Here is a 22,359-nt window from a genome sequence, read left to right as displayed (position 1 = left end):
CACCGAGCGCCAGACACCCTTTCCGATGCTGCGCCTCGTAGCCTTGATGAATGTGCGCTCACACGTGATCCTCGATGCGCAGCTCAGCCCTTATCGGGGCAGCGAGATGCGCTTGGCCGAAACCTTCCTGGGCCAGATTCCGGACAATTCGATCACATTGTTCGACAAAGGCTTTTGGGGAGCTGATTTGCTGCTGAGCATTGCCGATGGGGGAAACAATCGGCACTGGCTCACGCCAGCTCGCAAGAACCTGGTGATGGAGGAAGTCGAGCGCTATGGCGAGCATGATCGCCTCGTACGGATGAAAGTCTCGCCTCAGGCTCGCAAACGAAACCCGGCTCTGCCCACACACTGGGAAGTGCGCGAGGTCAGCTATCAAAGTCAAGGGCGTATCAGATCGCTGCTCACGTCGCTGCCGGTCGAGGACTACAGCGCAGAAGCGGTCGCCGAACTATATCTGGAACGCTGGGAAATCGAGCTGGGCTTCCGGGATATCAAAAGCTCAATGCAGCAGAATGCGGTAACGCTGCGCAGCAAGAAGGTCGACCTTATTTATCAAGAGGTCTGGGGACTTTTACTGGCTTACAACATCATCCGTCGAGAGGCCAGCCACGCCGCAATAGCCTTTGGCCGAACGCCTTCAGACATACGCTTCAAACCTGCCTGCCAGTACATTGCGGTACAACTGATCGTCATGGCAGCTGCTAATCCGGTATCGGCGACAGGCAGAAGGTTGGCTGAGCTGCGGGGAGGTATCGGAGGAATGTTTCTGGATCACCGTCCAAGGCCGGGAAGACCCAGGACGGTGAAGATTTCCAAAACCCGATATCCGGTGGATCGTAAGGCTGCTCCGCTTAAGTGAACAGCATTACGCACTAGGCGGGGCTCTTTATCGAAGCTTCAACCCCAACATCCATGGCAGGTGTTGGGTGAATCTAGCGTGATTTCAAACTGACATCAATCCCAGCTCAACGCCCCACCCGTCTGATACTCGATCACGCGGGTCTCGAAGAAGTTCTTCTCCTTCTTGAGGTCCATGATCTCGCTCATCCACGGGAACGGGTTGGTGGTGCCCGGGTATTCTTCCTTCAGGCCGATCTGGGTCAGGCGGCGGTTGGCGATGAATTTGAGGTAGTCCTCCATCATCGTGGCGTTCATGCCCAGTACGCCGCGCGGCATGGTGTCGCGTGCGTATTCGATTTCCAGCTGGGCGCCCTGCAGGATCATCTGGGTCGCCTCGTCCTTCATGGTGGCGTCCCACAGGCTCGGGTTCTCGATCTTGATCTGGTTGATCATGTCGATGCCGAAGTTCAGGTGCATGGACTCGTCACGCAGGATGTACTGGAACTGCTCGGCGGTGCCGGTCATCTTGTTGCGGCGGCCCATGGAGAGGATCTGGGTGAAGCCGCAGTAGAAGAAGATGCCTTCGAGTACGCAGTAGTAGGCGATCAGGTTCTTGAGGAACTGGCGGTCGGTTTCCGGGGTGCCGGTTTCGAACTTGGGATCGGAGATCGAGCGGGTGTACTTGAGGCCCCAGGAGGCCTTCTTCGCGACGCTCGGGATCTCGTGGTACATGTTGAAGATTTCGCCTTCATCCATGCCCAGCGATTCGATGCAGTACTGGTAGGCGTGGGTGTGGATCGCTTCCTCGAAGGCCTGGCGCAGGATGTACTGGCGGCACTCGGGGTTGGTGATCAGGCGGTACACGGCCAGTACCAGGTTGTTGGCAACCAGGCTGTCGGCGGTGGAGAAGAAGCCCAGGTTGCGCTTGACGATGCGGCGCTCGTCTTCGGTCAGGCCGTCGGCGGACTTCCACAGGGCGATGTCCGCGGTCATGTTCACTTCCTGGGGCATCCAGTGGTTGGCACAACCATCCAGATACTTCTGCCAGGCCCAGTCGTACTTGAAGGGTACGAGCTGGTTGAGGTCGGCGCGGGCGTTGATCATCTGCTTGTCGCCGACTTCCACGCGCGCGGAGCTGCCTTCGAGCTCGTCCAGGCCTTCCTGGATGTCGAGGTCGTTGAGGGCTTGTTTGGCGCGGGCTACGGCAGCGGAGTCGTTGGCGTCGACGGCGCGGGCTTCGAGGGCGGCATTGCCGCCGACCTGGTTGAGTTTCTCCAGGCTCATGTCGGCACCGGCCTGGGCCTGTGCAGCGGTGTTCTTGGCGGGGGAGGCGGCTTCGGCGCCGTCTTCCTTGTCGAATTCATCCCAGCTCAGCATGGTGGGGCTCCTGCTCGAGAGGCCGGCTAAGGGCCGGCCTGTGTGGATAGTGGCTAATCGTCGGTAGCTCGCGGTGCACGCAGAGCGCTACGGCTGATTATCAGAGGCCGGGGCTGTACCCCGGCTCTTGGGTTATTTGCGCCGGCTGCAGGGGCTGCAGCCGGCTGGGCCATTACTGGCAGGCTTCGCAGTCCGGCTCGTCGATGGCGCAAGCCTTCGGAACCGGAGCCGGGCCAGGGGAGGCCTGGGTGGCCGGCGCGGCAGCCGGGGCTGCGCTGAGGCCTTCGTCGCCACCACTGGACACGGCGTTGAGCTTGCCGGTGTTGATGGTGGACTTCTCGGTGCTGGTGGCGGCCAGGGCACGGAGGTAGTAGGTGGTTTTCAGGCCACGGTACCAGGCCATGCGGTAGGTCACGTCGAGCTTCTTGCCCGAAGCGCCAGCGATGTACAGGTTGAGCGATTGCGCCTGGTCGATCCACTTCTGGCGACGGCTGGCAGCATCGACGATCCACTTGGTGTCGACTTCGAAGGCGGTGGCGTACAGGTCTTTCAGGTCTTGCGGGATGCGCTCGATCTGCTGCACGGAGCCGTCGTAGTACTTCAGGTCGTTGACCATGACCGGGTCCCACAGGCCGCGGTTCTTGAGGTCGCGAACCAGGTAGGGGTTGATCACGGTGAATTCGCCGGAGAGGTTCGACTTCACGTAGAGGTTCTGGTACGTCGGCTCGATGGACTGCGACACGCCAATGATGTTGGAGATGGTCGCGGTCGGCGCGATGGCCATGATGTTGGAGTTGCGCACGCCTTTCTTGACGCGCTCGCGCACCGGTGCCCAGTCCAGGGTTTCGTCCAGGTTGACGTCGATGTACTTGGCGCCACGGGCTTCGATGAGGATCTGCTGGGAGTCCAGCGGCAGGATGCCCTTGCTCCACAGCGAACCGTCGAAGGTTTCGTAGGCGCCGCGCTCGTCGGCCAGGTCACAGGAAGCCTGGATGGCGTAGTAGCTGATCGCTTCCATGGAGCGGTCGGCGAATTCCACCGCGGCGTCGGAGCCGTAGGCGATGTGCTGCAGGTACAGGGCGTCCTGGAAGCCCATCAGGCCGAGGCCGACCGGACGGTGCTTGAGGTTGGAGTTACGGGCCTGCGGCACGCTGTAGTAGTTGATGTCGATGACGTTGTCGAGCATGCGCACGGCGGTCTTCACGGTGCGACCGAGCTTGGCGGTGTCCAGCTTGCCGTCGACGATGTGGTTGACCATGTTGATCGAGCCCAGGTTGCAGACCGCGATCTCGTCCTTGTTGGTGTTCAGGGTGATCTCGGTGCACAGGTTGGAGCTGTGGACCACGCCCACGTGCTGCTGCGGGCTGCGCAGGTTGCACGGGTCCTTGAAGGTCAGCCACGGGTGGCCGGTCTCGAACAGCATCGAGAGCATCTTGCGCCACAGGTCCTTGGCCTGGATGGTCTTGTACAGCTTGATCTTGCCGTACTCGATCAGGGCTTCGTAGTACTCGTAGCGCTCTTCGAAGGCCTTGCCGGTCAGGTCGTGCAGGTCCGGCACTTCGCTCGGGCTGAACAGGGTCCACTTGCCGTCTTCGAAGACGCGCTTCATGAACAGGTCCGGAATCCAGTTGGCGGTGTTCATGTCGTGGGTACGACGACGGTCGTCACCTGTGTTCTTGCGCAGCTCGAGGAATTCCTCGATGTCCATGTGCCAGGTTTCCAGGTAGGCGCACACGGCGCCCTTGCGCTTGCCGCCCTGGTTGACCGCCACGGCGGTGTCGTTGACCACTTTGAGGAACGGCACGACGCCCTGGGATTTGCCGTTGGTGCCCTTGATGTAGGAGCCCAGCGCGCGCACCGGGGTCCAGTCGTTGCCCAGGCCGCCGGCGAATTTGCTCAGCATGGCGTTGTCGTGGATGGCGCCGTAGATGCCCGACAGGTCGTCCGGCACGGTGGTCAGGTAGCACGACGACAGCTGCGGGCGCAGGGTGCCGGCGTTGAACAGGGTCGGGGTCGACGCCATGTAGTCGAACGAGGAGAGCAGGTTGTAGAACTCGATGGCGCGCTCTTCACGGTTCTTCGGCTCTTCGATGGCCAGGCCCATGGCCACGCGCATAAAGAACACCTGGGGCAGTTCGAAGCGCACGCCATCCTTGTGGATGAAGTAGCGGTCGAACAGGGTTTGCAGGCCCAGGTAGGTGAACTGCTGGTCGCGCTCGTGGTTCAGCGCCTTGCCCAGCTTCTCCAGGTCGTATTCCTTGAGTTTCGGGTCGAGCAGCTCGAACTGCGCACCGGCTTCGACGTAGGCCGGCAGGGCCTTGGCGTATAGCTCGGCCATCTCGTGGTGAGTGGCGCTGGCGGCGATGTTGAGGAAGCTCAGGGCCTCGGCGCGGATGTTGTCCATCAGCAGGCGGGCGGTGACGTAGCTGTAGTTCGGCTCACGCTCGACCAGGGTACGGGCGGTCATCACCAGCGCGGTGTTGACGTCCTTTTGGTTCACGCCGTCGTACAGGTTCTTCAGGGTTTCTTTCTGGATCAGCGCGCCGTCGACTTCCAGCAGGCCTTCGCAGGCTTCGGAAATGATGGTGTTCAGGCGGCCCATGTCCAGCGGCTCCAGGCTGCCGTCGGCGAGGGTCACGCGGATGCTCGGGTGTGGCTCGGCGATGCCGCTGCCGGCATCGGCGCTCTTGCGCTTGTTGGCCTGGGCTTCGCGGTAGATCACGTAGTCACGGGCGACTTTCTGCTCGCCGGCGCGCATCAGGGCCAGTTCGACCTGGTCCTGGATCTCTTCGATGTGGATGGTGCCGCCGGACGGCATGCGACGCTTGAAGGTCGCGGTGACCTGCTCGGTCAGGCGTGCGACGGTGTCATGGATGCGCGACGAGGCGGCAGCGGTGCCGCCTTCCACTGCGAGGAACGCCTTGGTGATGGCAACGGTGATCTTGTCACCGGTGTAAGGCACCACGGTGCCGTTACGCTTGATCACACGCAGTTGGCCCGGCGCGGTAGCGGCCAGATCCTGAGGGGCGTCGCCCTGAGGCACATTGGCCTGAGGGTTCTCACGAGTGGTGTCGGTGTGCATGAAGGTCTCCATGATCAATGAAATTTTCGGGGCGAAGCGTTGTGTCGTTGATCGACGTGGTACCTGGCGTTCATTCCAATCGACAAAGCCTGCGCCCGCACGAGGCTGGCAGCAGGGTGTTGCAAAAAGGCGGTGATGGACCGGTCGAGGCGCTGCTCGGCGGCGGTCGGTACTGTTCGATGCCGGAACGCTTCATCCCTGGCGTTTACTGGTGCTTCCTGCTGCGTGGGGCCACTAGATGTTGTGGTGGCCGCTACGGGCGCAGCGTCTGGTGTCGCATCGGGCGCTAACGATCGGCTCGTTCGCTGCCACTGTTTCTCGGTTTGCCACGGCCTCTGCAAAAAGGGCTTGAGGCATGGACTTTTTCAGCACATCTGTGCTTGGGGTCTTTCCGGCCAAAACCCAACATATAGGGGTCTGGCGAACTGGGGATACAAGATAGTGCGGTGTGGGCGTCAAGGCAAGCCCTTCACGCTGTGGATAAATCTGTGGGTTATGGCGGGGTAAGTGGCGCAAATGCCCATGGTTGCTGGCGCTCGCCCGGGCATGGGCATTAATGCCGCAGGTAGATTTTTTTCCGGCTGCGGCGGGGATGCTTCACTGGCTCACACAAACACAACATATGGGATTATTTACTGAACTTTTTAATCAAAGTGCCATCACGTCGTGCGTGCTGGGCTCATAGCGCACGAGCGTGACCGCTGGTCGCTCAGGGCAGGATCAGTGCGCGCTGCTTAAAGGCGCGTTTTTCGCCATCCGGCAGCTCGTTTCGATCAGCGTAGGGCGCTGTGTACCAGCCGCCGTAGGTGGGGTTGGGCAGCAGGAACCAGCGCTGGCCGAACCAGTTCTGGTAGGGCATCGCGGCCTGGCGCTGCGCACTCAGGCGATTGGGCGCGGCGATGAAGTCGCCGTAGCTGTCGCCGACCATCAACAATACCCGCGCGTGTTCGCCGACCCATTGGCGACGGCAGGTCTTGTCCGAGCCCGCTTGCTGGCAACCGCCAATGGCCGTGCCGGCGGTGAGGATCTGCCCGATATCATTGATGGGAAAGCCCGCCTGGCGCAGGTTGCGCAGGGTATCGGCTTCCTGCCCTGGTTCGCGGTTGGTCAGGTAATAGGTGGTGATGCCCAGCCGGTCAGCCGCCTGCATGAAGGCCACCGAGCCGGGCAGGGCGCGGGCCTCGGCCTTCTCGACCCAGCGGTACCACTCGGCGTAGTCGTAGGCGCCGCCATCGACAACGGACTTGGCATTCACCGGCGTGTTGTCGAGCAGGGTTTCGTCGATGTCGACGATCAGCGCCGGTGGCAAGCCATCGAGCTCGCGCGGCGCCTGGGCAAGGGCATCCCACTGCGGGTCGGCCAGCGCGGGCTGCAGCTGGCGGGTCGCGGCGGCGTAGATCTGCTGGTAGAGCACCTCGTGCTCGATGGAGGTCTGCGTCCACAGCACGGCATCGAGCTGGTCGTGCTCTTTGGGAGCTTGCTGGCAGCCCGTCAGCAGAGCGCTCAGCATGCCAAAAGCCAAAGTAGGTGCTGGGCTACGCATTGAGATGATCCTTGCAGTGGGGCGGCGATGGTTAATGGGCAAAGCCGCCGGCGATCAATTGTGGGAGCGGGCCGCGCCCGCGAAAATCACGGGCATGGACTAGGCGTCCCCGCCCGTTCCCACAGGGTGTGGTGATCAGAAGTTCACCGTGGCGGACAGCCGCGCCGTACGCGGGTCACCCGGGAACAGGTAGCCGTCGCCTTGGTAGGCGCCGGCATCACGCCAGTAGCGTTTGTCGAACAGGTTGTCGACGCTCAGGCGCAGCACCGTCTCATAGCCTTCGATGCGCGTGGTGTAGCGGCTGCCGAGGTTGAACACCGTGTAGTCGCCGACCTTCACCGTGCCGCTCGGGTCGGCGTACTTGCTGGCGCTGTATTGCAGGCCGCCGAGCAGCGACAGGCCCTGGATGCCGGGGATCTGGTAATCGGCGGCCAGGCTGGCGCGCACTTTGGGCACGTTGACCGCCTGGTGGCCTTCGAAGGCTTCGGTGCCGCTGTCGATGGCCCGGGCGCGGATCACCGCCGTGCTGGCCGATAGCTGCAGATTGCGGCTGGCCTGGCCGCTGGCGGAAAGCTCGAGGCCGATATTGCGCTGCTTGCCCTGCTGAATATAGGTGAGCGAGCCGTCGTCGTTCGGGCGGCTGTATTGCAGCGCCTGGTCGATGCGGAACAGCGCAGCGCCCAGGCTCAGGCCCTGCCAGTCACGCTTGAAGCCAGCTTCCAGCTGGCGGGAAGTGGTCGGGGCGAGTATGTCGCCGTCGTTGGTGGTGAACCAGGGTGCCTCGCCGCCCAGGGACAGGCCCTTGCTGTAGCTCAGGTAAAGGGTGGTGTCGGCCTGGGGCTTATAAAGCAGCGCGGCGTTGGGCAGGAATTCGCTGCGCCGGGTACGGCGATCACTAACGCCGCTGCTGCTGAAAGCTTGCTCATCCAAGCGTACCTGCCGCCCGCCCAGCAGCACCTGCCAGTGTTCGTCGAAGCTGATGCGGTCGCTGAGGAATAGCCCGTACTGACGGCTGTCCAGGCGCCGTTGCCTGGGGTTGAGCGGCAGGTCGGTCGGGGCGAAGTCGCTTGGGTCTTCGTGAATATTGCCGGTGCCGATCCACTCGTTGACCGAGCTGCGGCGATCCACGGTGCGGCGCAGTGCGCTGCTGCCAAGGGTCAGCTCGTGGCCAATGGTGCCGGTGGTGAAGGCGCCGGATAGAGTTGCCTGCAGCTCGTCATGGCGGCGGGTGTCGTCCGGGCTGCGGTAATCGTAGATGTCGTAGCCACCCTCAGGGCTGAACTGGGTAAGCCAGTCGCTGCATCCCGAGGCAGGGCTACAGCCATAAGGAAAGCTGCTGTAGTCGTCGATCACCACTTCGCTGCGCGAGGCATCGATGGCTGCCTTCCAGTTGTCATCGAAGCGGTATTCGAAACGCCCGCCGAGGTTTAGCGAATCGATGCCCACGGGCTTCGACCAGCTCTGATGGCCCAGGCGCTTGTCCGGGTCGACGCCGCTTGGCACCTGGGTGCCGCCGAGCAGTTGGTAGCCTGCTACGGACGGCTGTTCGCGGGTCTGGTATTCGGCGTCCAGCTGCAGGGTGGCGTCCGGCGAGATATTCCAGTCCAGCGCCAGGGAAATGAAGTCGCGCTTGCCGTCGGCATGTTCGACGAACGAGCGGATGTCCTCGTGAGCCATGTTCAGGCGCACGCCAACCTGCTGCTCGGCGCCGAACCAGTGGCCAAGATCGGCGGCTAGGTAACGCTCGCCGTCCTGATTGCTGGCCACGCTGAGCGAGCGCACGTTCTCGGCACGCTTGGTCACGTAGTTGATCAGCCCGCCCGGCTCGGTCACGCCGCTCTGCAGGCCGGACAACCCCTTGAGCAGCTCGACCTGCTGCTTGTTTTCCAGCGCTACGTTCTGCTCGCCCACCACGCTACGGCCGTTGACCCGGTAGCTGTTGGCGGCATTGAGGGAAAAGCCGCGCACCACGAAGTTCTCGTAGTAGCCGATGGGCGCGTAGGCCTCGCCCACCGAGGCATCGTTCTTCAGCACGTCGCTGAGCAGGCGCGCCTGCTGGTCGTCGATCAATTGCCGGCTGACCACCGAAACGGAAGCAGGCGTGTCGAGCAGTTCGGCGTCAGCGAAGCCGCCCACTGCGGCGCTGCGCGCCCGGTAACCGTCGTCAGCCCGTTCCTCGATGGTGGTGGCATCGAGCACCATGGCCGACTCGGCGGCCCAACAGAAGGTCGGGCTCAGCGCCAGGGCGAGCAGGCTCGGAGCAAAGCGCGGGCAAGGCAGGGCCATGCAAAATCCTTGATTGCAGAGGTGGGCGGTTGGCTATCCGGCGTGCGTGCGATTTATCGGCTGTTCGGCAGTCATCGCTTGGCGGGGCGGCATTGTCGCTTATCGGGGCGGCGGTTGCCATGGTGGCTTTGGCAATCCGGCAGCCGTAGCCTGGTGTCGAGCGCAGCGATACCCAGGAGCAACCCCGGGTTTCGCTGCGCTCTACCCAGGCTACGGAAAGATTCGGCTGCTCAGAACGGCGCCGGGCACTCGAAGCGCAGGCGTTCGCCGCTTTGCGGGTGGGTGAGGGTGAGCATGCTGGCGTGCAGGCACAGGCGCGGGTAGGCGGCCAGGGCCTGTTCGTGGGCATAGAGGCCGTCACCGAGCAGTGGATGGCCGATGGACAGCATGTGCACGCGCAGTTGGTGGGAGCGGCCGGTGATCGGTGTCAGCTCGACGCGGGCATGCTCGGCGTGGCGTTCCAGTACGCGCCAGAAGGTCAGGGCATGCTTGCCGTGTTCGTGGCACACCACGTGGCGCGGTTTGGTCGGCGGGTCGTAGCGCAGGGGCAGGTCGATACTGCCGCTGTCGCCCTCGGGCGAGCCCCAGCACAGGGCCGTGTAAGCCTTTTCGGTTTCCCGGTCATGAAACTGGCGCGACAGCTCGCGGTGGCTGTCGGCGTCACGTGCCAGCACGATCAGCCCCGAGGTTTCCCAGTCCAGGCGATGCACGATGCGCGCCTCGGGGTAGCCGTTTTCCTGCAGGCGGGTAACCAGGCAATCCTTGTTGTCGTCGGCGCGGCCGGGCACCGAGAGCAGCAGGGTAGGCTTGTTGATCACCAGCAGGGCGGCATCCTGGTGGACGATTTCGATTTGGCTGAGCGGCATGGGCGTTCTTTGGGTTGGGCGATAAAAGCGAATGGCGGCCATCGGGGCCGCCATTCGTGGAGCTGAGTAACGCAGAGGTCGATGTCTTCTCCGGCATCGCTTGGTGGGTTACGCAGTGCGCTGAGTCTGACTGCGATGCGACTGTCACCACCAGGCGCCGCTAACCCACCCTACGGTACACGGATCAGCGGTCGGGCAGGGTAATGTTCAGCTCCAGAATCGAACAGCTGCCCTGGTTTTCCAGGGCGACCTGCACCTGGTCCGAGTCGATGGCCACGTACTTGCGGATCACCTCGACCAGCTCCTGCTGCAGGGCAGGCAGGTAGTCGGGCTGGGTGCGCTGGCCACGTTCGTGGGCAACGATGATCTGCAGGCGCTCTTTGGCGATGGAGGCTGTGGTTTCCTTCTTGCGCGAGCGCAAGAAGTCGAAAATATTCATTCGCGACCTCCGAATAGGCGTTGCAGGAAGCCCTGCTTCTTCACATCAAGGAAACGGTGCGCCACTTCCTTGCCGAGCAGGCGATCCACGGCGTCGCTGTACGCCTGGCCGGCATCGCTCTGGTCATCGAGGATCACCGGCACGCCCTGGTTGGAAGCCTTGAGCACCGCCTGGGATTCTGGGATCACGCCGAGCAGGCGGATGGCGAGGATTTCCTCGACGTCTTCAACGCCGAGCATTTCGCCCTTGGTGACGCGCTCCGGGTTGTAGCGGGTCAGCAGCAGGTGTTCCTTGATCGGCTCGCCACCCTGTTCGGCGCGGCGCGACTTGCTGGCCAGCAGGCCGAGCATGCGGTCCGAGTCACGTACCGAGGAAACTTCCGGGTTGGTGACCACGATGGCTTCGTCGGCGAAGTACATGGCCAGGTGGGCGCCTTTCTCGATACCGGCCGGCGAGTCGCAGACCACGTATTCGAAGTTCTGCGACAGCTCGGCGATGACCTTCTCGACGCCTTCCTGGGTCAGGGCGTCCTTGTCACGGGTCTGGCTGGCGGCCAGCACGTAGAGGTTCTCGAGGCGCTTGTCCTTGATCAGGGCCTGGGTGAGGGTGGCTTCGCCGTTGACGACGTTGACGAAGTCGTACACCACGCGGCGTTCGCAGCCCATGATCAGGTCGAGGTTACGCAGGCCGACGTCGAAGTCGACGATGACGGTCTTGTGGCCGCGCAAGGCGAGACCGGTACCGATGGCAGCGCTGGTGGTGGTTTTACCGACGCCACCTTTGCCGGAAGTGACTACGAGGATCTTGGCCAAGGTGATTCACCCTAAAAATGAATAAAAGCAGGAACCTGCCGCGATTGGCGGTCTGTCGAAAGAATCGCTCGGCTGCGGCGTGCGCGGTGCTCGCCAGGGGTGACCGATGATTGTTTTGACAGCCCGCCCAGAGGCGTTCGAGGGCCCTGTGTGACAGTTAAAAGTGCCGGGCAGTATCCGTTAAAGACGGGTGATGTTCAACACGTCGCCCATCAGGCTGACTTGCACGGCCCGGCCCCAGTTTGGGTCGCGGCGCAGGTCTTCGGCAACCTTGTACTGGCCGGCGATGGAGAGCAGTTCGGCGCCCATCTGCTGGCAGAAGATCCGTGCTTGCCGGTTGCCCTTGACGCCGGCCAGCGCCCGGCCACGCATTGGCGCGTAGACATGGATATTGCCGTCGGCGAGAAGTTCCGCACCGGCACTCACCGGGGCCAGCACCACCAGGTCGCAGCCCTGGGCGTAGATCTGTTGGCCGCCGCGCACCGGGGTGGTGATGACGCGGGTCGGCTTGACCTCGGGTTCCACCGGCTTGGGCGGCTCGACCGGTTTGGGTGCCGGGTCGATGACCCGCTCGCGGGCACCGGACGGTGGCAGCACCGGCAGGTCCAGGGCATTGGCGGCGGCGATGTCTTCCTCGCGGCTGGCGCGCACGGCCAGGGTGCGCAGGCCGTGCTTGCGGCACAAGGCCATGAGTTCGCCCAGATCGAGATCACCTTCCTCGCGCGGCAGTTTGTCGAGGGCCAGGACCAGCGGTGTGTTGCTGAAGAAGTTGGGCGCCAGAGCGACCTTCTCGGCAAGTTGCGCATCGAGGCGGGCCAGGTCGTTGTGCGCCAGCTCCATCACGGTGATGGCCAGCATGCTGCCTTTGAGCTGGAACACGGGGTCTTGGTCGAGGAGATCAGCTTGGCTCATGGTCTGCCTGATGGGCCTTGGAAAGTTAGCGGGACTTATAACGAGAACGGCGGCGGGGCTCAAGGATAAATGTCGCGTCCATTTCCTTCGCCAGGTTTGCACTGACAAGCTGGTCGTCGATTGGTGCCCCGATGGCCCATGCGACTTGGCGGGCTTTTACTTGCGCGTTATGTTGCGCACCTTTCAAAGCAAGCGACCGAGTGCTCCATCGATCCCATGACGGCGACTTCTCTCGTACACATAGCCCAGGCGACGACAGAGGATATCGACGAAGCGATCGGCTTCGTGATGGCCGCCCGCGCCGAGACCTTCCCGATGCTCGACGCCACGCTGCTGCCGGCCGACCTGCAGCGCTTCGCCCAGGTGTACGTGCAGGGCGAGGCGGGCGCCTTCTGGCTGGCGCGCTGCGCCGGGGAGATCGTCGCGGCCGTCGGCTATCTGCCCTACGACCACCGCTTCGCCCAGCTCGATTACCAGGGTGTACGTACGGTGGAAATCGTGCGCCTGTTCGTGGCGCCGGCCTTAAGGCGCTCCGGCCTGGCGGCGAGGCTGTGCAGCGTGCTGCGCGAACATGCCCTCGGCCAGGGTGTCGAGGTGCTTTACCTGCACACCCATCCCTTCCTGCCGGGCGCGATTCGTTTCTGGGAAAGGCAGGGCTTCACGGTCACCGAGGCGGAAAACGACCCGGTGTGGCAGACGACGCATATGCACTGCCGGCTGACGGACTTGCGCTAGGGCCTGTTAACACTTCCGCACGACCGCGCCGGAGCCCGTTTTGCCGCAAGGCAAGGCACGAGCCGCGAAGTTTAGCGGGCTAAATGAGCCGGCGAGAAACGCCGCATTGCGGCAAAACGGGCCCGGCCCTTCGGGTTGCGCGAGAAATCTCGCCAGGCCGGGCGGCAATCCGCGAGGCGGAGGATGCAGGGAGTGGGCCAGCCACCGCCTTTCCTTTTCAAGTCCTCCAACGACCCAGGGCAAGATTTCTCGCGCAACCCAGGCCGCCCGCCTCGTGCTGGTGACGCCACGGCACATTCGGGCATCCTACCCGCTTCCTGTTCCGACGAGCCGCTCGTGCCGGGCGGCTCATCGCGAGGTCATCATGAGTACATCCACGTCCACCCCGTCGCACAGCCTTTCCCCGGCGCTGGTGCTGCTGTTCGCCTTCTGCTGCGGCGCCATCGTCGCCAATCTCTATTACGCCCAGCCGATCATCGAACTGATCGCCCCGGCGGTCGGCCTGTCCATGCATCAGGCCAGCCTGATCGTCTCCTTGACGCAGATCGGCTACGCCCTGGGCCTGCTGTTTCTGGTGCCGCTGGCGGATCTGCTGGAGAGCCGGCGGCTGATGCTGCTGACCACCCTGGCGGCCATGGTCTGCCTGCTGGCCGCTGCCTTCTCCAGCGCGCCCGGCGTATTTCTCGGCCTGTCGCTGCTGATCGGCCTCAGCTCTGTGTCGGTGCAGATGTTGATTCCGCTCGCCGCGCACCTGGCACCTGAGGCGAGTCGGGGCAGGGTGGTGGGCAACATCATGGCCGGGCTGCTGCTGGGCATTCTCCTGGCAAGGCCGGTGGCCAGCCTGATCGCCGAGTATTTCGGCTGGCGTGCGGTGTACGTCATGGCCGCGGCGCTGATGCTCGGTATCGTGGTGGTGATCGCCACCACCATTCCGCGCCATGCACCGGACAACCGCGGCCATTACGGTCACTTGTTGCTGTCGCTGTTCGGCCTGCTGCGCCGCTACTCGACGCTGCGTCAGCGGGCGTTGTACCAGGGCCTGATGTTCGCCTCGTTCAGCCTGTTCTGGACAGTTGCGCCGATGGAACTGGTGCGCCACTACGGGTTCAGCCAGACCCACGTGGCGCTGTTCGCCCTGGTCGGTGCCATCGGCGCCATCGCTGCGCCGATCGCCGGGCGCCTAGCCGATGCCGGGCACACCCGGCGCGCCACCCGAGTGGCGCTGGTGCTGGCACCGCTGGCCTTCGCGCTGACCCTGGCTGGCCCTCTGGGCGGCGTGATCGGTCTGGTGCTGTGCGCCGTGCTGCTGGATTTCGCCGTGCAGCTGAACATGGTGCTCGGCCAGCGCGAAGTCTATGGGCTGGAGCAGAACAGCCGGGCGCGTCTCAATGCGCTGTACATGACCAGCATCTTCATCGGCGGTGCCAGCGGCTCGGCCATCGCCAGCCCGATCTACGAAAGCTTCGGCTGGCAGGGCGCGGCGCTGGCAGGCGCAGCGTTTCCGGCGTTGGCTCTGCTGCTCGCGCTGTGGCACGGGCGGCGCGCTGCGGGTGAACAGGGGCTGGCCGTCGGCAAGTAAGGGGCGAGGGCGGCGCGCCGATCATCAGTTGGAGCGCCGCCAATCTGCCGGGCGCTGAGGAACCCGACCGATCTGCTGCGGTCTTTCAGCAGTCGGCCAAACCGGCGAAAGGCATGGCGTTGCGCCACTTTCGCGCCGGTTACAACAATTCGCCTGGCCGACGTTCGCGCGCTACGTCGCATTGTGTTCCACGCCGAGTGAAGATGGTTTTTATGTCCCTAGCCCGCCCTTTTTCTGCTTCCTTTTCCCTGTCGCCGCTTCGCGCATTGGGGACTTGCGTTCTATCCGGCCTGCTGCTGATCGCCGCGCCGGCCCACGCCCAACAGGCCAGCGACAACGTGCGCTGGGTCAGTGACAGCCTCAACACCTACGTGCGCAGCGGCCCCACCGAGGGCTATCGCATCGTCGGCACCCTGAGCTCCGGCACCCGCGTGCAACTGCTGCGCACCCAGGGCGACTACAGCCAGGTGCGCGGCGAGAACGGCGATGCGGTGTGGATCCCCAACCGCGACCTGCAGGAAGTACCCGGCCAGGCCGAGCGGCTGCCGGCGCTGGAGCAGAAGGTCACCGAGCTGAGCACCGAGCTCAAGGGTATCAACGAAACCTGGGAAACCCGCGTGCAAGGCATGCAGGAGACCCTCGACTCGCGCAAGACCCTGATCGACGAGCTCGAAGCCAGCCGCAGCGCCCTGGACATCGAGCTCAACCAGGCCCGCTCGGAGCTGCGCGAAGCCCAGGCCCAACTGGGCGACGAGCAGAAGCAGGTGCTGATGCGCTACATGGTCTACGGCGGCAGCATCGCCGGCGCCGGCCTGCTGCTCGGGCTGATCCTGCCGACCATGCTGCGCGTGCGCCGCAAGCGTAATGATCAGTGGATCTGAGGCTGTCGGTGACGTTCTTGTGGTTCAGGTGAGGTCGCTGGAAGGCAAAAGCGGCCACTCGAACCAACCTGTGGGAGCCCCGACCTCGGGGCGAAACGATTGCAGCCTGACTGCCTATCGGCGGTGCCCGAGCGAATCGTCGCGAGGTCGCGACTCCCACAGTGGATTGGATAACGACCGCTCCCGCCACGTTGCCGGCCCTCCTTGCGGGGCATTCAAGCCTGATCCATCACACACTCGCGGAACAGTTTCTGGGCCGGTGACTGCCGTGAGCCGTAGCGGGAAATCAGCACCAGGTCGCGATAGAACACCTTGTCGCCAAGGTCGATGATCTGCACCCGGGGCTTGTTTTCGACCCATAGGCCAGCCTCTGGGATCAGCGCGATGCCCAGGCCGCTTTCGACCATCTTGACGATGGCGTCCAGCTCGTCCAGCTCCAGCACCTGGCGGGGCTGGATGTGTTGCCTGCGCATGAACTGGGTGACCAGGCGGCCGCCGAAGGAGCTGCGGTCGTAGCGTATGAAGGGATGCTCGGCGAGCATCTTCAGAGGATCTTTCGCCTCCATGCCGGTGGGTGCCACCAGTACGAAGGGTTCGCTACGCACCAGCTCGAGTTCCAGCTCCTTGGGTAGCTGGAAGGGCGGGCGGATAGTGATCGCCAGATCGATTTCGCCGCTGTCCACCTGATTGAGCAGGTCCAGCGAGACGCCGGGCACCAGCTTGGTCTCGATGCCCGGTGCCTGTTCGCGCAGCTTCAGCAGCATCGCCGGCATCAGGCAGGATTGAACGGTACCGATGGCGCCGATGCGCAATTCCCCCCGGTAATCCTCAAGGCGTTCGGGAGTGCTCATCAAGCTGAATTGCTCGAGGATCTTTTCTGCCAGCGGTACCGCTCGTGCGCCGGCCTGGTTGAGGGTGGCGGTACGCCCGGTACGGTCGAACAGCGACTGGCCAACGGTATCTTCGAGGTTTCTGATCTGCGCACTGACCGCCGACTGGGTCAGGCCGATCTGCTTGCCGGCAGCGGCGAAGGTGCCGCAGCGGACGACGGTCAGAAAGGTTTTCAGTTCACGAAGCATGGCGCTCTTTCTGCGGTCGATTGATCGAAATTATTTGAGCTCGAATCAAAAGATATCCGCTTTTCTGCGCGGGCGGCAAGTTGCACCATGGACAACAGAAAAAACACCGCACAGGATGACTTACCGTGAGCCTTTCGCCTTTCCACCTTGCTATTCCCGTCTACGACCTGGCCGCTGCGCGCGCTTTCTATGGTGATGTGTTCGGCCTGCCCGAAGGCCGCTCGTCCGACCATTGGGTCGACTTCGATTTCTACGGCCACCAACTGGTGATCCACGAGCACCCGAAAACCGCGTCCCAGGAATCCGCTCACACCAACGCTGTCGATGGCCACAACGTGCCGGTGCCGCACTTCGGCATCATCCTGCATTGGGAAGAGTGGGAAGCCCTGGCCGACCGCCTGCGCGCCCGTGAAACCCAGTTCGTGATCGAGCCCTACGTTCGCTTCAAGGGGCAGGTCGGCGAGCAGGCCACCATGTTCCTCTTCGACCCGTGCGGCAACGCACTGGAGTTCAAGGCATTCAAGGACATGAGTCAGCTGTTCGCCAAGTAATGCGCTAACGCAGACCGCCAACACAGAGTGGCGGCTCGACAAAAATGCTTTGCGGCATCTCCCTTCCGTGGGCCTGGCTTGATGAGAATAACAATCGATAATGATCGATTTTATTTGTCAATCCACAGGCCCTTGGTGGGTGGGTGTATCCGTCGAGCGCTTCATTTCATCTGCCAAAGACGATGAAGACGCCATGGGCCAGCCAGCAACCGTTGATTCCTCCGTTATCCACCAGGCACAGCATGCCTGGCAGATCGTCCCTTGCGGCGATGCCTGCCTGATCATCCAGTTCGCCGCACAGTTCAGCCTTGCGGCCAACCGGCATGCTGCTGCCGTTGCCCGGCAGATCGAGGCGCAGCGCAGCCGGGGTTCGCTCGCGGGCATTACCGATGTCGTGCCGGGCATGGTTTCCATCGGCCTGCATTATCGTGCCGAGCACGTTCACTGCCTGGCCGCAGAGTTGCCGTATCGCAGCCTGACCCGCCAGCTGGAAGCACTGCTCGGCAGCCTGGAACTCGGGGGCGGGGAGACCACCTCGATGGAGATTACCCTGCCGGTGTGCTACGGCGGCGAGCATGGCCCCGACCTCGATGAGGTGGCCCGCGCCTGCGGCCTGACACCCAGTGAAGTGATCGAGCTGCACACCCGCACGCCCATGGACGTGCTGATGCTCGGGTTCGCGCCCGGCCATGCTTATATCGGCGAGTTCGATGCGCGCCTGGCCATACCGCGCCGCAGCACGCCACGCACCCTGGTGGCCAGGGGCAGTATCGGCGTGGCGAACCGCCAGAGCGTCATCTATCCCACGGATTTGCCAGGGGGCTGGAACCTGATCGGCCGCACGCCCCTCAACGTATTCGACCTCGCCAACGCCTCACCTTGCCTGCTGCAGGCCGGTGACCGGGTGCGTTTCGTCGCAATCGACGCTGAACAGTTCCAGGCTCTGGCCGAGGTGCGCCCATGACGCTTCGTGTGCTCAAGCCCGGGCTGGCCTGCACCTTTCAGGACCTGGGTCGCAGTGGTTTTCAGCATCTTGGCGTGCCGGCCAACGGCGTGATGGACGAGAATGCTCATCGCCTGGCTAACCTGCTGGTGGGCAATGGGGCCGAACAGGCCACTCTGGAAATCACCTTGCAGGGCCCGGAGCTGGTCTTTCAGGCCGGTACCGTGATTGCGCTGGCCGGGGCCGATCTGGCCGCGACGCTGGACGGCCAGCCCCTTGAACCGCTACGAGCCGTGCGCGTGCGCTCGGGTGCCGTCCTGGCTTTCGGTAAGCGGGTTCGTGGTGCCCGTGCCTATCTGGCGGTGCGCGATGGCTATCGGCTGCTGACCACACTGGGCAGCACCAGCACCTATGGTCGCGGCGCCTATGGTGGTTTTGCCGGCCGGGCGTTACGCAGTGGCGACGTGATTGGCATCGCTTCCGGCTTCGCCAATCCACCGCGGGTGCTGCTGCCTCGTGAATCGGCCTTGCTGGGGTACGAAGATGGGCCGATCCGCGTTGTCGCCGGTCGCCAGTGGGCGCTCTTCGAGCCCGCCGCCCAGGCGCGTTTCCTGTCCAGCGCCTATCGCATCGAGAACGATTCGGAGCGCATGGGCTATCGCCTCAAGGGCGAGCCCATCGAGCTGATCGAGCCGGCCAACCTGCTGTCGGAGGCGGTCGTTTTCGGCACCGTTCAGGTACCGCCCGATGGCCAGCCGATCGTGTTGATGGCTGATCGGCAGACCACCGGCGGCTACCCGAAAATCGCCAGTGTGATCAGTGTCGACCTGCCGCGCCTGGCGCAGAAGCTGCCCGGTGAGGAAATCCGCTTCGAGCAGGTCAGCCTGGATCGGGCCCAACAACTGAGCCTGGCGCGCAGCGCGTTGTTCGCCGAGCTGGAGGCCGCCCATGCAGATTGATTTCAACAGCGACCTGGGCGAAAGCTTTGGCCTTTACTCGGCCGGCAACGACGCCAACGTGCTGCCTTACATCACCTCGGCGAACATTGCTTGTGGTTTCCATGCCGGCGATGCGCCGACCATGCGCAAGACCGTGGCTCGCGCCAAGGCGCTTGGCGTCGCTGTGGGCGCTCATCCCGGCCTGCCGGATCTGCAGGGTTTCGGTCGCCGGGAAATGCAGCTGTCGATGGACGAAGCCTATGCATTCGTCGTCTATCAGGTCGGTGCGCTGAAGGGCTTTACTGCCGCTGCCGGCGTCGAGCTTCGGCATGTCAAACCCCATGGCGCGCTCTACAACATGGCGGCCCGTGACCGCGAGCTGGCCACGGCGATCTGCCAGGCGATCAGGGATGTCGACGCGGCACTGATTCTCTTCGGCCTGGCCAACAGCGAACTGACCCGCGCCGGTGAGGCGCTGGGCCTGCAGGTCGCCCACGAAGTATTCGCCGACCGTTCCTACCAGGCGGACGGCACCCTGACTCGCCGGGGCACGCTCGGCGCGATGATCGAAGATCCCGAAGTCGCTACCGCGCAGATATTGACGATGCTCCACGAGGGCAGAGTGCGCAGCCAGCAGGGCACCTGGGTGTCCGTGCGTGCGGACAGCGTCTGTATCCACGGTGATCAGCCTGGCGCGCCGCAATTCGCCCGGGCGATTCGTCAGGCACTGGAGGAACAGGGCGTGCTGCTGCAGGCACCCTGCACGAACAAGCCATGACGCGGCCCGGGTAACAATAACAACGCCGTGTCAGTCACACCCCACGCCCACTGGAGACGGGCCGCGACACCCCTATCACTGCCGGGATTCACCAAACCAATAAAAAGCAAGAGGGCCGTGGCCGCAGCCGCGCTGCGTTACGGACGACAAGAAACAGCCAGCCCGACTGGCCAACACTGCCTCCATAAATCGACATAAAGGTGAGATATGTCTCGCGTGCTCAGTCCTGATTATTCGGGAACGGCTTCGGCCGCCCCGCAAAAAGCTTCATCGGTCGCCAAACGTGCCGCTACCGCTTCGGCAACGGGTACTGCGGTCGAGTATTACGAATTCGGTGTGTACGGTTACATGGCCGTGATCATCGGCCCGCTGTTCTTCCCCGGCGACAACCCGACCGCTTCGCTGCTCGCCGCATTGGCGGTGTTCGGCAGCTCGTTTCTGATCCGGCCGCTGGGCGGGGTGTTGCTCGGCCGCCTCGGCGACAGGATCGGCCGGCGCAAGGTGCTGCTAACGACAGTGATCGGCATGGGCATGGCGACGGCAGCGATCGGCTTGCTGCCCACCGCGGCTCAGGTGGGCATCCTTGCGCCGACTCTGCTGGTGCTGATGCGCCTGACCCAGGGCTTCTTCGCGGGTGCCGAAGTAATCGGCGCGGCGGCCTTCGTCGCCGAGTCCTCGCCGACCGGTCGGCGCGGCTTTTTCGGGGCCTTCACCCCGGTTGGCGTCGCGCTGGGAGGCGGCATGGCGGCAATCGTCTGCGCCACCACCACTGGCCTGCTCAGCGATGAGCAGCTGCGTGAGTGGGGCTGGCGCATACCGTTTCTGCTGGCCATTCCGTTGGTGCTGATCTCCTGCAAGATGCGCCACAACGTTGAGGAAACCCCGGAGTTCAAGGCCTTTCTCGAGAAGGAGCAGCCGCCCAAGGCGCCGATCAGGGAAGTGTTGAGCACGCAACTGGGCCCGGTGGGCCGGGTGATTCTGCTGACCTTCGGGCAGAACGCCGGTTACTGGATCGGCCTGGTGTTCATGAACGTCTACCTGACCACTTACCTGGGCTTCGACAAATCCAAGGTATTCTGGGTGATCGCCTGTATCAGCCTGTGCATGGCGGCGATGATGCCATTCTGGGGCGGGCTTTCCGATCGCCTGGGCCGTCGCAAGGTGTTGACCATCGGTTTTGTCGGCTATATCACCCTGGTCATCCCGATGATGCTGCTGATGGATAGCGGCTCGCTATGGATCGCAGCACTGGCCATGTTCATCGCCACGCTACCAATGCCGATCATCCAGTCGGTGGGCTACCCGACCTACGCCGAGCAGTTCCCGACCCGGGTGCGCTACACGGCGATGGCGATCAGCTTCAACATCGGCGCGATTCTCGGCGGTGGCCTCACGCCGTATGTGGTGACCTGGATCATCGCCAAGACCGATTTCCTGCTGACCCCTGGCATCTTCATGGCTGGTGCGGCGTTCTGTGCACTGCTGGCATTGCTGACCCTGCGCGAAACCGCACACACGGAGCTGTCGCGATGAATCTGGACGCCACCGCTGTGCCGGGCACGCCCCATCAATTGCGCGAAATGATCGCCCGAGGCGAATGGGCGCGTCCCACCTCGGGCGTGCTCGACGACTACCAGCAGGCCAACCTGGCGGTAGTGCCGCGTGCCCATGCCTACGACTTTCTATTGTTCTGCACGCGCAATCCGAAGAGCTGCCCATTGATCGCCGTTACCGAGCCGGGTAGCCCGTTCGTCGACGGCCGCAATGGGCCCATCGACCTGCGCAGCATGCTGCCGCGTTATCGGGTGTGGAAGGAGGGCGTGCTGGTCGACGAACCCACCGACCTGAGTGGCTATTGGCAGGACGACGCCGTGGGCTTTCTGCTCGGTTGCAGCCATACCTTCGATGCACCGCTGCGCCGCGCCGGCATCCCGGTTTCCGGCGCGGCGCCGGCGGTGTACCGCACGACGCTGCCGTGTCGCGAGGCCGGCGGCCTGTCCGGGCCGCTGGTGGTCAGCATGCGCCCGGTACCGGCCAGCAAGGTGTCGCTGGCCGTGGAGGTGACGGCGCGCTATCCGACCGGTCACGGCGCGCCGGTGCACGTCGGTGACCCGGCCAGGCTGGGCATCACCGACCTCAACACGCCGGACTTCGGCGTGCTGCCGCCGATGGACGACGACAGCGTGCCGGTGTTCTGGGCCTGCGGGGTGACGCCCCAACTGGTGCTGCCTGCCCTGGGCGCGCCCTATGTGTTTTCCCACTATCCCGGGCACATGCTGGTGCTCGACTGGCGCGTCGACGAAATGGCCGCGCGGCTGAACTGAAACCGAGAGGAATCGAGTTGGACATTCAACGCATCGAAAAACTGGCCGAACTGGTCGAGCGCACCGGTTTGGACGAACTCGAAGTTCGCGAAGGCGACTTCCATCTGCGCCTGTCGAACAAGGGCCAATCGCGGGTCGCTGGCGAAGCGACGCAACGCTCGGCCGAGCAGGCACCGGCTGACACCCGCGCCAACAAGGCAAGCAGCGGGGGGCGCAACATCTGTGCGCCGATGGTCGGCATCTTCTATCGCGCCGAGTCGCCAGAGGCGCCGCCACTGGTCGACGTCGGGCAGACGGTCAACAAGGGCGATCTGCTGTGCATCATCGAGGCAATGAAGATGATGAATCATGTCGAGGCCGAGGTGAGCGGCACCATCGCGTCCATCCTGGT

Annotated in this window: 20 protein-coding genes; 11 read left to right on the top strand and 9 right to left on the bottom strand. The window is 63.7% G+C overall.

Translation table 11 applies throughout. The features are described from left to right. On the top strand, window positions 1-862 hold an 862-nt coding region (locus tag BVH01_RS05605; RefSeq protein WP_075929551.1), incomplete at its 5' end, for an IS4 family transposase. Window positions 863-957: 95 nt separating this feature from the next. Here the strand turns inward: BVH01_RS05605 and BVH01_RS05600 are convergent. The 8 genes from BVH01_RS05600 to minC form a co-directional block, all read right to left on the bottom strand. Then, complete coding sequence (locus tag BVH01_RS05600; RefSeq protein ID WP_075929388.1) at window positions 958-2,220, bottom strand: ribonucleotide-diphosphate reductase subunit beta; 1,263 nt, start codon at window positions 2,218-2,220, stop codon at window positions 958-960. Window positions 2,221-2,392: 172 nt separating this feature from the next. After that, the gene (locus BVH01_RS05595; RefSeq protein ID WP_075929387.1) at window positions 2,393-5,302 is read right to left on the bottom strand and encodes a ribonucleoside-diphosphate reductase subunit alpha; all 2,910 of its coding nucleotides are present in this window, start codon (window positions 5,300-5,302) and stop codon (window positions 2,393-2,395) included. A 709-nt stretch (window positions 5,303-6,011) separates the two neighbouring features. Then, window positions 6,012-6,845 (bottom strand): 5'-nucleotidase, lipoprotein e(P4) family, encoded by an 834-nt coding sequence (locus tag BVH01_RS05590; RefSeq protein ID WP_075929386.1) that lies wholly within the window; start codon window positions 6,843-6,845, stop codon window positions 6,012-6,014. Window positions 6,846-6,980: 135 nt separating this feature from the next. Further along, the gene (locus tag BVH01_RS05585) at window positions 6,981-9,131 is read right to left on the bottom strand and encodes a TonB-dependent siderophore receptor (protein WP_075929385.1); all 2,151 of its coding nucleotides are present in this window, start codon (window positions 9,129-9,131) and stop codon (window positions 6,981-6,983) included. A gap of 230 nt (window positions 9,132-9,361) precedes the next feature. Then, window positions 9,362-9,997 carry an RluA family pseudouridine synthase gene (locus tag BVH01_RS05580; RefSeq protein ID WP_075929384.1) on the bottom strand — a complete coding sequence of 212 codons (636 nt, stop codon included), beginning with the start codon at window positions 9,995-9,997 and terminating at the stop codon, window positions 9,362-9,364. 184 nt (window positions 9,998-10,181) lie between these two features. Further along, window positions 10,182-10,436: a cell division topological specificity factor MinE gene (minE, locus tag BVH01_RS05575; protein ID WP_013790888.1), complete on the bottom strand. Its 255-nt coding sequence runs from the start codon at window positions 10,434-10,436 to the stop codon at window positions 10,182-10,184. After that, window positions 10,433-11,248: a septum site-determining protein MinD gene (minD, locus tag BVH01_RS05570; protein ID WP_013790889.1), complete on the bottom strand. Its 816-nt coding sequence runs from the start codon at window positions 11,246-11,248 to the stop codon at window positions 10,433-10,435. The genes minE and minD overlap by 4 nt, the downstream gene beginning before the upstream one ends. A gap of 180 nt (window positions 11,249-11,428) precedes the next feature. Beyond that, complete coding sequence (gene minC / locus BVH01_RS05565; RefSeq protein WP_075929383.1) at window positions 11,429-12,160, bottom strand: septum site-determining protein MinC; 732 nt, start codon at window positions 12,158-12,160, stop codon at window positions 11,429-11,431. Window positions 12,161-12,448: 288 nt separating this feature from the next. Between minC and BVH01_RS05560 the strand changes: the two genes are divergently transcribed. The 3 genes from BVH01_RS05560 to BVH01_RS05550 all read left to right on the top strand — a co-directional run bounded on the left by BVH01_RS05560 (window position 12,449) and on the right by BVH01_RS05550 (window position 15,355). Continuing rightward, on the top strand, window positions 12,449-12,895 hold the full coding sequence (locus tag BVH01_RS05560) for a GNAT family N-acetyltransferase (protein WP_371915585.1): 447 nt from the start codon (window positions 12,449-12,451) through the stop codon (window positions 12,893-12,895). A gap of 364 nt (window positions 12,896-13,259) precedes the next feature. Then, entirely contained in the window at window positions 13,260-14,474 is a 1,215-nt protein-coding gene (locus BVH01_RS05555; RefSeq protein ID WP_075929381.1) for an MFS transporter, read from the top strand. Between the two features lie 212 nt (window positions 14,475-14,686). After that, window positions 14,687-15,355 (top strand): TIGR04211 family SH3 domain-containing protein, encoded by a 669-nt coding sequence (locus tag BVH01_RS05550; RefSeq protein WP_075929380.1) that lies wholly within the window; start codon window positions 14,687-14,689, stop codon window positions 15,353-15,355. Between the two features lie 215 nt (window positions 15,356-15,570). Here BVH01_RS05550 and BVH01_RS05545 read toward each other — a convergent pair whose 3' ends face one another. After that, window positions 15,571-16,434 (bottom strand): LysR family transcriptional regulator, encoded by an 864-nt coding sequence (locus BVH01_RS05545; protein ID WP_075929379.1) that lies wholly within the window; start codon window positions 16,432-16,434, stop codon window positions 15,571-15,573. Window positions 16,435-16,559: 125 nt separating this feature from the next. Between BVH01_RS05545 and BVH01_RS05540 the strand changes: the two genes are divergently transcribed. The 7 genes from BVH01_RS05540 to accB form a co-directional block, all read left to right on the top strand. After that, the gene (locus tag BVH01_RS05540; protein WP_075929378.1) at window positions 16,560-16,985 is read left to right on the top strand and encodes a VOC family protein; all 426 of its coding nucleotides are present in this window, start codon (window positions 16,560-16,562) and stop codon (window positions 16,983-16,985) included. 193 nt (window positions 16,986-17,178) lie between these two features. Continuing rightward, window positions 17,179-17,949, top strand: a complete 771-nt coding sequence (pxpB, locus tag BVH01_RS05535; protein WP_075929377.1) for a 5-oxoprolinase subunit PxpB — start codon at window positions 17,179-17,181, stop codon at window positions 17,947-17,949. Next, on the top strand, window positions 17,946-18,887 hold the full coding sequence (locus tag BVH01_RS05530; protein WP_075929376.1) for a biotin-dependent carboxyltransferase family protein: 942 nt from the start codon (window positions 17,946-17,948) through the stop codon (window positions 18,885-18,887). Before pxpB ends, BVH01_RS05530 begins: the two co-directional genes overlap by 4 nt. Beyond that, entirely contained in the window at window positions 18,877-19,644 is a 768-nt protein-coding gene (locus BVH01_RS05525) for a LamB/YcsF family protein (protein WP_075929375.1), read from the top strand. The genes BVH01_RS05530 and BVH01_RS05525 overlap by 11 nt, the downstream gene beginning before the upstream one ends. A 207-nt stretch (window positions 19,645-19,851) precedes the next feature. Then, the gene (locus BVH01_RS05520) at window positions 19,852-21,177 is read left to right on the top strand and encodes an MFS transporter (protein ID WP_075929374.1); all 1,326 of its coding nucleotides are present in this window, start codon (window positions 19,852-19,854) and stop codon (window positions 21,175-21,177) included. Then, complete coding sequence (locus tag BVH01_RS05515; protein ID WP_075929373.1) at window positions 21,174-21,968, top strand: D-glutamate cyclase family protein; 795 nt, start codon at window positions 21,174-21,176, stop codon at window positions 21,966-21,968. The genes BVH01_RS05520 and BVH01_RS05515 overlap by 4 nt, the downstream gene beginning before the upstream one ends. A gap of 17 nt (window positions 21,969-21,985) precedes the next feature. Next, window positions 21,986-22,359: acetyl-CoA carboxylase biotin carboxyl carrier protein (gene accB, locus BVH01_RS05510; protein WP_139317788.1), on the top strand; the 374-nt coding region annotated here is incomplete at its 3' end.

It is taken from the genome of Pseudomonas sp. PA1(2017) (genome assembly GCF_001945375.1).
In the GTDB taxonomy this organism is placed as follows: Bacteria; Pseudomonadota; Gammaproteobacteria; order Pseudomonadales; family Pseudomonadaceae; genus Aquipseudomonas.
The sequence above is the reverse complement of the archived record's forward strand: the minus strand, read 5'-3'. Positions and strand labels throughout refer to the sequence as shown.